The organism is Prevotella sp. DNF00663 (genome assembly GCF_001553265.1).
Lineage (GTDB): Bacteria > Bacteroidota > Bacteroidia > Bacteroidales > Bacteroidaceae > Prevotella.
Map to the genome: position 1 here is coordinate 1 of NZ_KQ960650.1, position 14,994 is coordinate 14,994.

The following is a 14,994-nucleotide window of genomic DNA, read 5'->3' on the forward strand; positions in this document are numbered from 1 at the left end:
GTTTAATTTATAATAGTGTTGCGGAATTAAGGATACCAACAAATTACCTAATAATCAATAAAATTACAGCTATGAGAAAAAAGTACATAAAGCTTTCATGCACTGTGATATATACCGAAATGGATGTTGCTATTTTACAAGATTCGAAAATTCCCCTAAAATCGGGTGAATCTATTCTTCACATCGAAGAAGAAAAACGAGTGGATGATGGAGAAGAGATGGTAGACTGGGGATGAACCTGAATTAGGTGCTCCGTCAAAGTATTACATTTTATTAAAACAACATCATGAAGAAGATAACACTGACAACCAAGAAATATGTGAACAACTGTGCGCTGGCAGTCGCTTTTATGCTCCTGCCAACGGCATGCACTGATGATATCGATAACACCGGAAACAATGGTAGCGAAGCCACACACATCACATTCAACATCCAAGACGCCACGCGTACAGCCGACCAAGCGTTGGCAAAGGCGATGACAAGCCGCGCGACACACATGGAAATGCAGGGACTGAAGCCATCAGACATCACCGTACGCACGTTCGATGGTCACTGCTCAGACGGCAGTACCGTAACCATCGTGGAAGAGACAACCCCTGGATTGCCCTCCGAAATAGACGATGTTCAAGCTACGACCCGAGGTGCTCATGTGTATGTTACAAATGGTGCGTTGAGTAGGCAATTCAAAGCCACAGCCTTCTTTGGCGCAAATTCTGGTTCTTTATCTATGGACGGCAACTTCAAAGATCAGGTTTTCAATGGAAACGGATCACCATTAGAAGGATCGTTGATATGGAAAGGTAGCCAGCCTTGCGGAAAGTTTTACGCCTACGGTCCCAACTTGGACGGATTAGGTAGCCTGCGAGAAGAGGGCGGCAAGAAAAAGATAGACTTTGAGGTGAAAGATATCGTTGGTACACAGTTGGATTTTGTCACCGCTACGTCAGATGTGGTAACTCTTAGCCAAGAGAACAAAAAGGAAAAGAAATGTCCTCCGATAAAGCTGACGTTCAGACATCCGCTTACTGCTTTGCGCTTCAAAATAGGGAAAGACGTATTGGGTGAAGGTAAGAATGACAATATCTCAAGAGTGACCATTGCCAATGTCAAGGCGAAAGGAACATACATCCTACCAGATGAGAGCAACAAATTCGGCACATGGGAACTTTCCAGCGATGATCCAACCTTTTTTGAGCTAGAAAACTACCCTGGTAAATATGGATTCAAAACCGAGAACAATGTGTGCATCGTAGGATCGTCAGAGCATGTGGCGTTTGACGCTAACACCATGTTCATGATTCCACAAGAGGGAAAAATTACCATCAGGATTGAAGTGGGAGGAAAAACCATTACAGGAAAGGTGTCCGCAAACTGGAAGCCTGGCACGACCAAGACGTATAGCTTTTATCGTAAAACGGGAAAAAGCGACTATCACTTCACTGTTAATGGCGGAAAGGTGTTGACCTATGACACAAAGACGCAACCCAAGACGGAAGATGTTCCCTTTACCGTTACAAGCTACCAAACAGGTGACAAGCCATTGGGATGGTCGGTTGAAGGATATGAAGTGTCTACCGATGGCGGCAAGCAATGGAATCCTATCAACGCTTCAGAGGCTGACAACATGATCAAGCTGGATAAAACATCTGGTGCAGGTTCTTACACTACTTCGGGTGAAAAGGTGACGGCAACCGTGTATTGGGATGTCGTTGACGAAGTGGCTGACAGGAACGAAAAATTACAAAACAATCAAGCACAGGGCTCAATTGGAAATCCATACAACCTGGCTACAAAAAATCTTGGGTACAATGTAACTATGGGAGGAAACACCGCCAACTGCTATATCGTTTCCGCCCCTGGCACATACGCCATTCCATTGGTCTATGGCAACGCCATCAAGAACGGACAACCCAATCCAAGCGCTTACGACACCTCTCGCAAATGCTATAAAGACTATCAAGGAAAAGAGATAGCCTCCCCTCATATCATTGGTGGTGCGAAAGCCAAGATTATTTGGCAAGACGGCAAGCAGGTAAGTGACAATCTTGAGATAAAAGAAGACCATCTTGTCTTTACCGTCGATAAAAACAATATAAAGAATGGTAATGCTGTTGTGGCAGTAACCGACAACAAGGGCGTTGTCATGTGGTCGTGGCACCTATGGTTTACGTCTCCAGAAGCATTGGAGACTAAACAATTGGAAAAAGGAACAAACATAATAAAAGTGGTAGCAAAAGAGCCGCTGGGACTTGCATACGTTAAATGGCTGCAAAGCAAGAACAGCAATGGAACGAAAAGAACAGAGGATAGACGCATAAAAATAAAACTCAAGCAAAACGACAACAATGGACAGACCGCCACGGTAGAGATTATCCAAAAGCCTGTTTACTATAGAGAAATAAACACCACCTCTTATCAATTTGGTAGAAAAGACCCAATGCCTAATATTGATGTGACTGGATTTAAAATAGAAGCTGCCGAAGCAGATGGCAAACGAATACAAGACCTTATCCAAAATCCTGGTACTTTCTATACGGGAGAGCATCTCTATTCAGAGTTCAACAACGGAGAGACCTATTCGCTTTGGGCAACCAACACAACGTTGCAGAATCACGATTTGACAAATACAAAAAAGTCAATTTACGACCCATGTCCAGTAGGATTTAAGGTTTTGCCAGTGGCTTACATTCCTATTTTCACCAATAACGGCATCTATACGAAAGGAGATTGGGACGCTGGCAGGTGGATACAGAAAAATATGCAGAACTACTATCTTTTGTTTGCACCAGCAGGTCGCAATCATCGGACAGGACAGGTAGAGGATGCAGGAAAACTTGGGCTCTATTGGGCAGCGTGCGTAAATAAAGAAGCGAACTTAAGCGGTTTGGTGTTCTCGCCATCATCACCCTCTACTAAAGACATCTCCAGTGCGCTTGGAGCAGGCATAGCATTTAACAACAGTTGTGGTATATTGCCTATTGCGGAGTAGTCATAATGGGGCAAGTGGAAATATAATCACCGCTTGCTGATAAACACTTTCGGGATATTCTATAAATTAACTTATTATTAATCAGTTAAGGTAGGTTCTATTAATATATGAATTAATAGAACCTACCAATATTGTTTTGAAGTAGAAAAATCGCCTTGCATGAATCTCTGCAACACGTCGCAGCGTGTGATAATTGGGTCTAAGAAGAGCGTACTTTGTCGATAGAAGTCAGCCAACTGCGTGTAAGCGTCGTGCAGGTCGGGATATTTGAAGACACTTTCTATACCCTCCCAAAAGTAATTAGGCGATTGGCCATGCACATTGAACAGCACAAAGGCCTTGGCATAGAGACATTGTTGCTTCATTTGAAAGTTGTCGTGGGCACTGCGTAGGCACTCGTCGAGCAGTCGAACGGTCTCTTTGGCAAAGTCTTGTTCGTAGCTTTTGGCACTGTCGTAGCAACTAAAGCCGTCGCGAGTGATATACCAACAATCTCCATAAGGCGATGCCTGATAGTAGCGTTTGGCCAGTTCGTAGCCGAAATGGCAACGGTCGACATCGGTCCCAGCCAGCTTGTAACGGCTTTGTAGTTGCAGCATATCCTCACAGAATGCCACCTTATAATTCTTCGTCAAGGCCGGAACCTCGTAGCCGTCAAAATCATTACCGTTGCGTTGGCGTACAAACCAGCGTGGAGCGGTAAAGTCACAATGATATAATACATAATTACTTTCATCGCTATTGATATAGAGCATCGGTAGTTTTCGTAGATAGGGGAGTGCTTCGGCAAATCGTCCTTCGCGCAGAAACTTACTTCCTATTAAGTTGTTATAGTATTCCCGGTCGTGCGTCGTGTGCTTTGTCACATACCGAGCCAATGCATCTTCTGGTTTGGAATAAACAAACTTGGTATAGGCTATAGCTTCTTTTGCTGTAAGACTATCCATCTTCGAGCCCAACTCCCAACCCAAAGATTCTTTGACATTGTATGTGTAAAAAGGGAATGGATAGGCTTTTGTTGTTTGGTTGTCTATATCCATCAGGGCTGTCTCCATGTTTTTGTTACCCATAGTCTTATAACGAGGTACGAGCACGGTGTAGGCCAAGCGGTCTTTTACCCTCCAAAAGTAGTCGTCTTGCCAGTCGTAGGCAGTTTGGGGAGCTATCTTTCGATCGAGCCATTCCATTTCTTGAGCAATAAATTTTGTCCCGTTGCCATGGAGAGGTAATAGTTTGGCCCGTGCCATGAGTCTGATGGCTCGTGCCACATCGTGCGAACGCGGCATTCCACGCATCATCATTGCATGCTCAGCATCGTTGGATGCTTGTCGGTAGTTGCCCATGATGTAGTGCAACATGGCATTGGCTGCCTGCCACAAGCACGGGTCTTTCACCTTGCCTTCGTGCAGTACGCTGTTCGATAGTGCTATGAATTGCTTCATTTCTGCTGGATATGTCGGTATATATCCCACCCATTCTATGGCTTCTTTGTTCCCTTGCGTGTCGGCAGTCTCTTGCGCTCCATTCACAAACTCTTGTATCAGATAGATGAGTGAAGGTGAGTTGGGCGTCTCGGCATATATCTTTCGGATACCCGGTACATTCCTGTATTGTTGCAATCTCCATCTCACGCTCTGCAAATCTCCTTGTTCGGCATAGATGTCGAGTGCCATTTGTATGTGCTTCTGCGCCTGTTTGTCATTGGGTAAGTTGTATAATGCGTTGGCATAAATGTTTCGACACATGTCTCGATACACTCCTTTGGACAGCGAACACCCTGTCTTTTCCCATACCAGAATGTTGTTGGCATATCGCTTCAGCATCATGTTGGCACGCATCAGCAGCAGGCAATACTGTGCTTTAAGACGTCCATGGAGTCGTTGACCGGCCGTTGTGGCAATGATGGCGAGTGTTTTGTTGGTACGAGCAATGTCCTCCGGCGTCGGATAACTCCATTGGTTATACAGGTCACCGCTCACTTTGCTGTAGTCGGCTATTTGCTTGATGTAGGTCAACATCTCTCTGTCGCCTTTCTTGCGAGCCACTTCCTTTAAAAAAGCACAGTCATCTCCGAAGAAGAGATCATTATAACTGTATTTATTAGGGTAATGATTAGAGACTTCATTTTCCTCGCACGTTACCCCTGTATATTTCTTCCAATATTCAAACAGTTGGTAGTCGAATGTGAAATAATTATATTTCTGGTCGTACACATCAAACAGATAGTAGTTGTGTACAGGTGCCATCGGGCCGCAAGCTGAGGCTTTTCCTACAATAAATAGCAATAAACTAATGACTATAAATCTCTTCATCATGGCGGTTGTTACGTTTTAAGTCGAAGATAATTGTTTCGTTGTTGATGTCATTGCGCTTCTGTTCAAGGGCATGCTTGGTCTGTAATACCTGCTCAAGAGCAGAGTGCCTCGTAATCATCGTGTCGCCCGGCAACATCGGGTATTCATTCTCGTGGTGTACAATGCCCACGTATTTATCGCCGCGAAACAGTAGTCGGTAGGTAAAGTTGGGATAGGCGGCCGATAAGGGCAGCTTATAGCCGGCTATATAGCGCAGATATGGTTTCACGTCGCGGTAGTCCAAGATAGGATGCTCGTTGTGTATATTGGTGAAATCGCCCGTATTATATACCATCAACACACCACGGTCGGCCGGTGGGGGCGTCTGTGCCAGTTGGTGAAGGCGAATGGTTGATGACAAGTGAATGCCTTGCTTGCTCAATAGTTTTTGCATCTCTTGCATAAAAGCATAGTATGTTTTGCGGGTTGTTCGTGTCCAGTCGCAGTCTATCTGTATCTCTTTCAGTGCTGCGATACCATGTGTTTGGGTCATTTGCATGATGCGTTGCGCAACCTTTTCGGCCAGTCCGTCTACGCGATTTCGCATCACATCGTTGACAATGAATACCACCGGAATCACTTCCACCGTCTTTGGTGGAGTCTGTTTAAATGATATAGTGGCATTGGGCATGGCTTCTCCGTCGGCATTTTTTACCACATCGAAGTAGCGGATGTAGAGTTTTGAAATGTGGTGTCGATTGATATAGGCCGTATCTACCGCAAAGCTGGTACTCCAATAATAGGCCGAGCGAACTTTGACAGGTTTCGGTTGCTCGTGGCATGCGGTCAATGCTGAGTACAGCAATGCTATCAATGTTCCGATCATCCATGTCCTACGCAATGTCCTCGCGCTGCTGTAGTCATGGTATAGTCCTGTTATTGTTTGCATCACTCCTTTCATAGCTATCTTCATAGTGTTGTTGCAAACTTATCAATTTTATCTGAATCAGCGGAGGATTAGCTTTGAATTATCATTATTTTACATAAAAATTGGTCGTCAACCATACTTTCTTGTCTTGTACCAATTTCTTACTTGACTGATTGCAGTGGCTAGGCAGTGTCGCTGCCTCGACTTTTCAGCATTTCTGAATAGGCTTGGCAGCGATGCTGAATAGGCGCTGCAGAAGCCCCACCCCGCACCAATCATTTTAGTAAACAAGTGAACGAGTAAACAAGTAGACAAGATTTTAGGTTGACAAGTAGATGAGTTTAGGGGGCAGTTTGTAAGTTTTTGAGTTGATAAGTTTTTAAATTGTGGGACGGAAAAGGTTTATTTCTTGCTCCCGCTCCTTTTGGAGAACCATCGGTCATCGACCGAGTAGTCGCTGTCGGCTCAGCCGGTACGACTAAAAACGAGGGAGATAATGACTGGGGAGAGGCTTCTGTAGGGACGTGGCATGCTACGTCCGCGGGGAAGTCCACAGTCATATTTGCTCCTAGATTTACAGTGTATATACAGTTCTCGGACGCGACATGTCGCGTCCCTACGAGTCTTGCCATGTACTTATGTATTGTCTAGTGTAAGCAAATAGCATTTATACCGTATGACAGACCACGTTTTGAAGCGATAAGTACAGAGGCTTTACTGACCTGTAGGGGCGAATTGAATTTGCCTTATAAGGTATAAAACAATGGTGAAATGTATGGGACGTCTTTTAGGCTAGGCTTTCCTTAGTGCAAACTTTTATGAACAATAAATAGAAATAAAAGTATTTTTGTCAAAAATATGCCATTATAAAAATAGTAAAAATGGTTGTTTTTTATTATATTTGCACATTCTTAAATTATAATTCCATGTTTCTATACGGGAAGTAATACTCAATATCATAACAAAATCCAACTTTATGAATAGAATTCTGCTGATTTTGCTATTGGCAGGTGCTGTGAATTTGCAGCCCACAATGGCAAAGAAAAAGAGTAAGGTAAAAGTAGACTCGTTGCTGACGGCCAAAGATAAGCCGGGCAAGTCGTCGGTAGCTGATTTCAACAAGGCTGTGAAAGAGGCTAAACTTGTCAAAGGTATGTTTGATACATACTTCACTAAAGACGGAAAACTGTATTTTAGTATTGCCGATTCGGCTTTCTCACGCAGTTATATCCTCTCTAACCGCGTGTCGTCTACCAGCAATACCAATGATTATGTAGCCGGACAGATGGTAGATGCGCCTCGTTTGATTCGTTTCTCTACCGATAGCGTGCGTGTATACTTGCATTTAGTGCAGAATACCAACGTAGTAAAGAAGGGCGATCCGATTGCTGCTTCGTTTAAAACAAACTTTGCCGACCCCATCTTGAAGGCCTTTAAGATAGTGGGAAAGAAAGATGGTAAGGTGCTCATTGATATGACTTCGTTCTTCGGAGGCAACGAGAAGAGTTTGAGTCCGATGAAGCCTGACAACCCTCTGTCGGTGCTTTTTGGAGGTAGCCGCAACTTAAAAGGCTCGTTTATCTCGGATGCTTCGGGTATCACCGATGTGAAGTCATTCCCTCGCAACATCGAGATTATCAGTTCGTTGAGCTTCGACCTGTCAAAAGAAAACATCCCTTACACCGTAGTCATGCATCGTTCGCTCTTCATGGCGCCCGAGAAACCGATGGCTATGCGCCTACAAGACAACCGTGTGGGATTCTTCAGCACTGATAAGAAAATCTATTCTTCGACATCGGATCGTGTAGATAAGAAGACTTATATACACCGTTGGCGTCTAGAACCCAAGGATGAAGACCGCGATCGCTACTTCCGTGGCGAATTGGTAGAGCCCAAGAAACCTATTGTGTTCTATGTAGACTCAGCCTTCCCCGATAAGTGGCGTGGCACCGTAAAGCAAGGTATAGAAGACTGGAACAAGGCTTTTGAGGCTGCAGGATTCAAGAATGCTATCATGGCAAAGGATTATCCGAAGAACGATTCGACCTTCAACCCTGCCGACATGCGCTATAACTGCATCAAATATGCCGTTACCGAGACTGCCAATGCGATGGGTCCGAGCTATGTAGATCCTCGAACGGGCGAGATATTGACAGCAGATGTCATTTGGTATCACAACGTTATATCGCTCTTGCACAACTGGCGATTTGTCCAAACAGGTGCTGTTGATGCGCGAACTCATAAGGCTGTGTTCGACGACGACTTGATGAAAGAGTCTGTACGCTATGTGGCTGCCCACGAAGTAGGCCACACGCTGGGTTTGATGCACAACATGGGAGCCAGCTATTCGTTCCCTGTAGACTCGCTACGTAGTCCTTCGTTCACCCAGAAATATGGTACTACACCTAGTATCATGGACTATGCACGTAACAACTTCATCGCTCAGCCGGGCGATTTGGAGCGTGGTGTGAAGCTCACTCCGCCTATCTTGGGTGTTGAGGATATCTATGCTATCAACTGGGGTTATCGTCTTATCAAGGATGCTGATACTCCCGAAAAGGAGAAACCCACTCTCGATGCATGGATTAAAGCTAAGAGTGGCGACCCTATGTATGAGTTTGGAGCGCAGCAGTTCATGGGTGCCGTAGACCCGACCGACCAGTCTGAAGACTTGGGTAACGACCATATCAAAGCCGGTAACTACGCTATCAGCAACTTGAAGATTATCATGCGTAATCTAGAGAAGTGGACCTATAAGCCCGGTGATACTTATGAAGCTGTGAAAGATATGTACAAACAAGTCGTATCGCAGTACACTCGCCATCTCTTCCATGTGATGCCTTACATCGGAGGTGTGCGTTTCGAGGAAATCAGACAGGGTGATAACAAGGGCGCTGCACGCCATTATATCGACCGAGCTACCCAAAAGCGTGCCATGCAATGGCTTATCGGACAGGCTCGCAGCTACAATTCTTGGTTGTCACCACAATCACTTTTGAATAAACTAGACTTGCCTTCTAATGTTAATGAGAGGTTGCAGTCGTCGGTAGTAGGTGCACTTTATGCCGGTACTCGCTTGTTCCGCATCAGCGAAGGATACAAGATTAATCCTGCAAAGAATTATAGTCTTGATCAATATATGAATGATGTGTTCAACACATTATTTGCTCCTACGATGCAAGGTCGTGCTTTGAGCGAAGCCGATTTGAGTCTACAGTCGGGCGTTCTCTCTGTTTTCAAGGTTACAAGTGGCTTGCAACTCAAGCAAGGGAAGAAGGGACTGCTGTTGACAGAGGCTGAATTGGCTGAAAATTTGGCAGCAGAGACTACCGAATTGGCATGTTGCAAGGCTCATCAGGGCGATTCATTCATGCGTATCAATTACGGTTTGCCATCATTACCCAGCGATGTGCTCTCTCCATTGATGTTGAGTCAGCTGAAGAAAGTACGCAATTTGTACATTCGGAAGCGTGCTACAGGCGATAGCAAGACACGCAACTTCTATGAGTATCAGATATTGATGATTGATAAACTCTTAAAGGAATAAATTTATGAGGAGACTTTTTTGTTTATTGACTTTGCTGTCTTGCCTCTTCTCTGTCAATGTTTTGGCACAGGATTTGAAAGTCAGTGGAAAGGTGGTTGACTCCACTGGTGAACCCGTTATTGGGGCTAATGTAAAGGTAGAAGGTGGAAAATTGGGCGTCATGACCGATAAGGATGGTAACTTTACTATCACGATGCCTAATGGAAAATCTACTTTGGTGGTGTCTTATATCGGCTATAAGGCATCTATAGTACGTGCTGTACTGGGCAAATGGTTGAACATCAAACTCGACGAAGACGCTCAGAACCTCGATGAACTCGTAGTTGTAGGTTACGGAACGCAGAAGAGATCGAACCTTACCTCGTCTATTGAGGTGGTGAAAGGTACCGATTTGGCTCGCGTCCCTACACCTAATTTGGATGAGGCTCTGAATGGTCAGGTGGCCGGTTTACAGGTTATGTCGGTGTCAGGTGACCCCGGTACGGCTCGCGAGGCAAATCTTCGAATCCGCGCTGTCACCGGTGCTTCATCGTCACCGTTGCTTGTTATTGATGGCGTTCCACGTTTCTCGGAGAACACAAGCGATGGAGAACAACGCTTATCCGACCTGAACCCCGATGATATTGAGAGTATCTCAATTCTCAAAGATGCTGCTGCCGCTGCCGTTTACGGTGTGCGTGCTGCCAACGGAGTCGTTTTGATTAAGACAAAGCGTTCAAAAGGCGACTCAAAACTACGCATCAACTATCGCGGTCAGTACAATATTCAGAAAGCAACCAAGTTCCCCAAGTTCTTGAACAGCTACGAATTTGCCAAGTTATACAACAAGGCTGTAGAGGGAGAAGCCAATGTGAATCCCTATACCGACGAGGAATTGGAGATGATTCGTACACAGTCCAATCCTAATAAGTTTGCCGATACCAATATCATCGACTATTTGAACAGCCATGGATATTCTACTACGCATAGCGTTTCGCTCTCTGGTGGTAATCAGTTCCTGCGTTATTATATCTCAGGTTCGTACACCAAGACGGCCGGTTTGTACAGTGGAGTAGGGCGCGATCGCTTCAACTATGCTGCCAAATTGGATGCTACGCTGGCCAAGGGACTTGTCCTTTCGCTCGATTTCAATGGTGTTCGTTCCGGTTATAAGAACACTAGCTTTACCACAGTAGACGCTGCTTACAGCTATTCTCCCGTTCAACCGTTCACTCTTACGAACGGTGAGCTGGCTAGTATCAATGGTGGTAATCCATTGATTAATATTCGTGGACTCGGCGGATATACTCGTAACCGTGTGAAGATGAACACTATCACGGCCAATTTGAATTGGGATATCCCTTGGGTAAAAGGTCTCTCGGTTTATGGTAAGGTGACGATGGACAACAACAACTCTATCCGTAACGAGTTTAATTCGCCTGTTGCGCTCTACACTTACGACGAAGCTAGCAAGGAAATCAAAGTAGATGAGACCACTGTGTATCCGAAAGCGAAGATTTCTATGTACCAGATGGACCAGTTTGTGGACAATACTTTGTTGGAAGCTGGTATCAATTACGCTCAGACTTTCAAGGAAAAGCACAGTGTAACAGGTATGATGGTTGCCAACTATCAGATGTATAAGAACAAATACATGGATGGTAGAAACAGCGATTTGCCCGGTGTTTATCCTGAATTTATCGGTAATACTGAAATTGGTTCGCTTCATGGAAAAGAAAGCGAGATACAACGTGCGTCGTTGATTGGCCGTGCTACCTACGCTTACGAGAATCGTTACTTCGCTGAGTTCAGCTTCCGTGTGGACGGTTCTGCCAAGTTCCATCCCGACCACAGATGGGGTTTCTTCCCCACAGTATCTGCTTCGTGGATGCTATCTAACGAAAAGTTCTTCAAGAACTGGAAACAGCGTGTCATCAGTAATGTGAAATTCCGTGGTTCAACTGGTATCCTCGGACGTGATGGTGGTGTACAAGACTACTCTTATTTATTGAGTTATATCTACTCACCTGTCAACGGTTACAATCTCGGTGGATTATTGAAGCCCGGTATTGTGGTGAATTCTGGTAACTATCCTAATGCTAGATTGAAGTGGGAAAAGAGTCGTGACTACAACTTCGGAATCGATCTTGGCTTCTGGAACAACCGTTTTGGCATCACTTACGAGTACTATTTGCGCTATAAGACCGACATGCTTTCAAATGCTCCCGATTATATGTATCCTCCTTCGACAGGTACAAATGGAGCTGTTCCTTATATGAACTATGGTAAAGTAAAGGCTTGGGGATGGGATTTAACCCTCACTCATCGCAACTCAATAGGCAAGTTCCGCTATGATGCATCGTTCATGTTATCGCTCGGGCGAGACAAAGTGCTCGACTATGGAGACGAAAGCAACCAGTTGGAGAACCTTCGTCGCAAGGGACATAGCATCGGTACATCGTGGATGTACGAAGCATTGGGACTCTTTCAGACGCAAGAGGAGATTGATAATTGGAAGTTGAATCAGGACGGAAGTTACAATGGTAAGAACAAGACTGTGAAGCCCGGTGACATCAAATATAAAGACCAGAACGGTGACGGTGTGCTCGATAAGAAAGACGAAGTGGCATTCAAGAATTCGGCTTATCCCGATTTCACGGGAAGTTTGAAGTTGGGTGCTAGCTATAAGGGCGTATTTGTCAACGTAATGTTCCAAGGTGTGGCCGGTTATAAGCAGTATATCACAGAGGCTTATACGCTCGAAAAAGGTAGCTTACCACGTTTCCAAGATTATCATCTCACCGATTGTTGGACGCCGGAGAACCCCAATGCGGAGTATCCTCGCGTCAAGTTGGCAACCTCAATTGATAACAACCGTTTGGCATCTTCGTTCTGGTTGCGCGACAATAGCTTCATTCGTTTGAAGTCGCTCAATATCGGTTACAGTCTGCCGGCATCTACCTTGAAGAGCCTGAAACTCAGTTCGCTCACCATTACTTTGATGGGTGGTAATCTGTTTACATGGAGTAAGCTGAAGCACATGGACCCTGAATCACGTCGAGGCTATCCTATTCAGCGTACATACGGCTTGAGTTGTAACATCGGTATTTAATGGTTTTACTATAAATAATTGTACGACAATGAACAAATACGAACATATTTACTGAATGCGGTCGGTCTGTTGACACTCTCAACAGGCTTTACCGGCTGTAACAATCTGTTCCACGACGCGCCAGTAGACAAGTTGGCTGAGCCTAGTATATGGAAAAGTCCACTCTTACTCGATGAGTATACGATGCCTTGGTATCGCAATATGCATAACGGTTTCAACATCCTCATGTCTACCAGTTGGCTATTGCGTAGCATGTCTCAGCCTTTCCCGGCTTGGTATAGTGACCAGTTGACCTACTCAATGAGTACTTGGGGACGTACCGGATTTGCCGATGAGCAGGCTGGAAAAGAAACTGCTATCACGCGAACAGCCGGCAGTTCATGGGGTAGTTGTTACGAAATGATTCAGCACATCAACCGTTTGCTGGCCAACGAAGGAAGTATTGCCAATGGAGCTTCCAAGCAACGCATCTTGGGTGAGGCTCATTTCTTCCGTGGATATTATTATTATATGTTGTTGAGACGCTTCGGCGCACCTCTACTGATAGACCATTTATACGATCCACTCAACGATAATGAGAAGTTCCCGCGCTCGTCTTATGAGAAGATGGCGGAGTTTATAGTTTCCGAAGCTCAGCAGGCTGTCGAGTTGTTGCCTGCAAAATATGAGTCGCAAGATGTAGGTCGTGTGACTAAGGGAGCTGCCATGATGCTCAAAGCGAAGGTGTATTTTTGGGTTGGTTCGCCACAGTTCCAGAATAAGGATAAAGAATATTATGGCTTTACCGGAGACCGTTCGAAGGAGATGATGCAGAAAGCAGCGGCTGCTTATGAGGAGTTGGTGAAGTCGGGATTGTACAGTCTCGTGCCCGTAACAGGTAGTACAGAGACTGCTATTGCCGATAGCTACACCAAGATATTCCTCACGAAGAACAGCGTTGAGTCTATCTTGGAAGTTCATCATAGCGATACCGGTATTGTAGAAGACTTCGGACATCGTCTGGACGAGGATGCTGCGCCTCCTTTCCTCAATGGTAAGCGATGCGCTTATGTCCCCACTCAGAACCATGTTGATGAATATGGCATGCGTGATGGAAAGACGTTAGATCCTCAACATCCCTTTGAAAATCGCGACTATCGCTTCTATGCCAACATCCTTTATGATGGTTCGTCGTTCCGTAGCCACGTGATGGACATCCATTATACAATGGAGGGTGGCAAGAAGAAGGCTGGTGTAGACCTCACGAAGTATGGTACTGACCGCAATGCAGGTGTTACCCGCACGGGATATTACATGCGTAAGTTCCTTGATCCCACAGCTTCTCTCTTTGGAGACAACAAGTATGGTAGCAAGCAGAACTATATTATCTGGCGTTATGCTGAGGCTTTGCTCGACTATGCCGAGGCTTCTTTCCGCTCAGGTAATACTGCTGTGGCTCTCAATTTGGTCAATCAGGTGCGTAAACGTGTACACATGCCGGAATTGACGAGCATTACCCTCGACCAGATTCTCAACGAACGTCGAGTGGAACTAGCCTTCGAAGAGACTACATACTGGGATTATCTGCGTCTAGGTACGGCTGTTGCCAAGCTCAATGGTTCGGAAAATCCATTGCGTGGTATGGAGATTGTGAAGGGTGAAGATGGTAAGATGACTTACAAAGTGTCTGCCCTCAAGTCTCAGAAGACCGAACGTGTGTTCAGAGCTAATCAGAATTATTACCCCATTCCATGGTCTGAAGTGCGCTATCATGAAATAGACCAGAATGCAGAATGGAACGAGAAGTAAACTAACATTTTTAATATGATTGTACTCCCTCTTTCTGTCGACAAGGCAGGAGGAGGGAGTTTGCTTTGTGTGGAGTTAGAAGTGAGGAGTTATGAGTGAGTAGTTAAGTTGTAGAAATCAATATTTCTAATCCATTACTCTGCGACTCTTCGTTTACTGCAAGGCTGCATCAGCATTACTGTTCGGGCTATGCAGTAATGCTGAAGAGGCTTTGCAGCATTGCTGCCTCGGCCTTGCAATATCCTTATCCCGACTCTTTAAGCCTCATTCTAGCGATTACTTACCTTGTTAATCGCTATATCTTCGCATATAAAAGCAGTGGTTTTATTTTGAAATCAAGGCAACTTCCATTAACTT

8 protein-coding genes are annotated in these 14,994 nt (G+C 45.1%); 6 read left to right on the forward strand and 2 right to left on the reverse strand.

The annotated features are described in order from the left end of the window. Positions 1-236 (forward strand): hypothetical protein (locus HMPREF3034_RS09535; RefSeq protein WP_231725660.1); only part of this gene is annotated, 236 nt, incomplete at its 5' end. Positions 237-286: 50 nt separating this feature from the next. Beyond that, positions 287-2,989 carry a fimbrillin family protein gene (locus HMPREF3034_RS09540; protein ID WP_062435098.1) on the forward strand — a complete coding sequence of 901 codons (2,703 nt, stop codon included), beginning with the start codon at positions 287-289 and terminating at the stop codon, positions 2,987-2,989. Between the two features lie 122 nt (positions 2,990-3,111). On the opposite strand, the gene HMPREF3034_RS09545 is transcribed toward HMPREF3034_RS09540, so the two are convergent. Both HMPREF3034_RS09545 and HMPREF3034_RS09550 read right to left on the reverse strand, forming a co-directional pair. Next, positions 3,112-5,304 (reverse strand): hypothetical protein, encoded by a 2,193-nt coding sequence (locus HMPREF3034_RS09545; RefSeq protein ID WP_156431094.1) that lies wholly within the window; start codon positions 5,302-5,304, stop codon positions 3,112-3,114. Then, entirely contained in the window at positions 5,279-6,256 is a 978-nt protein-coding gene (locus HMPREF3034_RS09550) for a hypothetical protein (protein WP_156431095.1), read from the reverse strand. The genes HMPREF3034_RS09545 and HMPREF3034_RS09550 overlap by 26 nt, the downstream gene beginning before the upstream one ends. A 339-nt stretch (positions 6,257-6,595) precedes the next feature. Here HMPREF3034_RS09550 and HMPREF3034_RS09555 point away from each other — a divergent pair, with 339 nt between their 5' ends. The 4 genes from HMPREF3034_RS09555 (at position 6,596) to HMPREF3034_RS09570 (ending at position 14,637) form a co-directional block, all read left to right on the forward strand. Beyond that, the gene (locus tag HMPREF3034_RS09555) at positions 6,596-6,862 is read left to right on the forward strand and encodes a hypothetical protein (protein WP_062435107.1); all 267 of its coding nucleotides are present in this window, start codon (positions 6,596-6,598) and stop codon (positions 6,860-6,862) included. Positions 6,863-7,187: 325 nt separating this feature from the next. Beyond that, positions 7,188-9,758 (forward strand): zinc-dependent metalloprotease, encoded by a 2,571-nt coding sequence (locus tag HMPREF3034_RS09560; protein ID WP_062435110.1) that lies wholly within the window; start codon positions 7,188-7,190, stop codon positions 9,756-9,758. 4 nt (positions 9,759-9,762) lie between these two features. Then, positions 9,763-12,849 carry a SusC/RagA family TonB-linked outer membrane protein gene (locus HMPREF3034_RS09565; protein WP_062435112.1) on the forward strand — a complete coding sequence of 1,029 codons (3,087 nt, stop codon included), beginning with the start codon at positions 9,763-9,765 and terminating at the stop codon, positions 12,847-12,849. An 18-nt stretch (positions 12,850-12,867) separates the two neighbouring features. After that, on the forward strand, positions 12,868-14,637 hold the full coding sequence (locus HMPREF3034_RS09570) for a RagB/SusD family nutrient uptake outer membrane protein (RefSeq protein ID WP_062435116.1): 1,770 nt from the start codon (positions 12,868-12,870) through the stop codon (positions 14,635-14,637). The last annotated feature ends 357 nt before the right edge of the window (positions 14,638-14,994 follow it).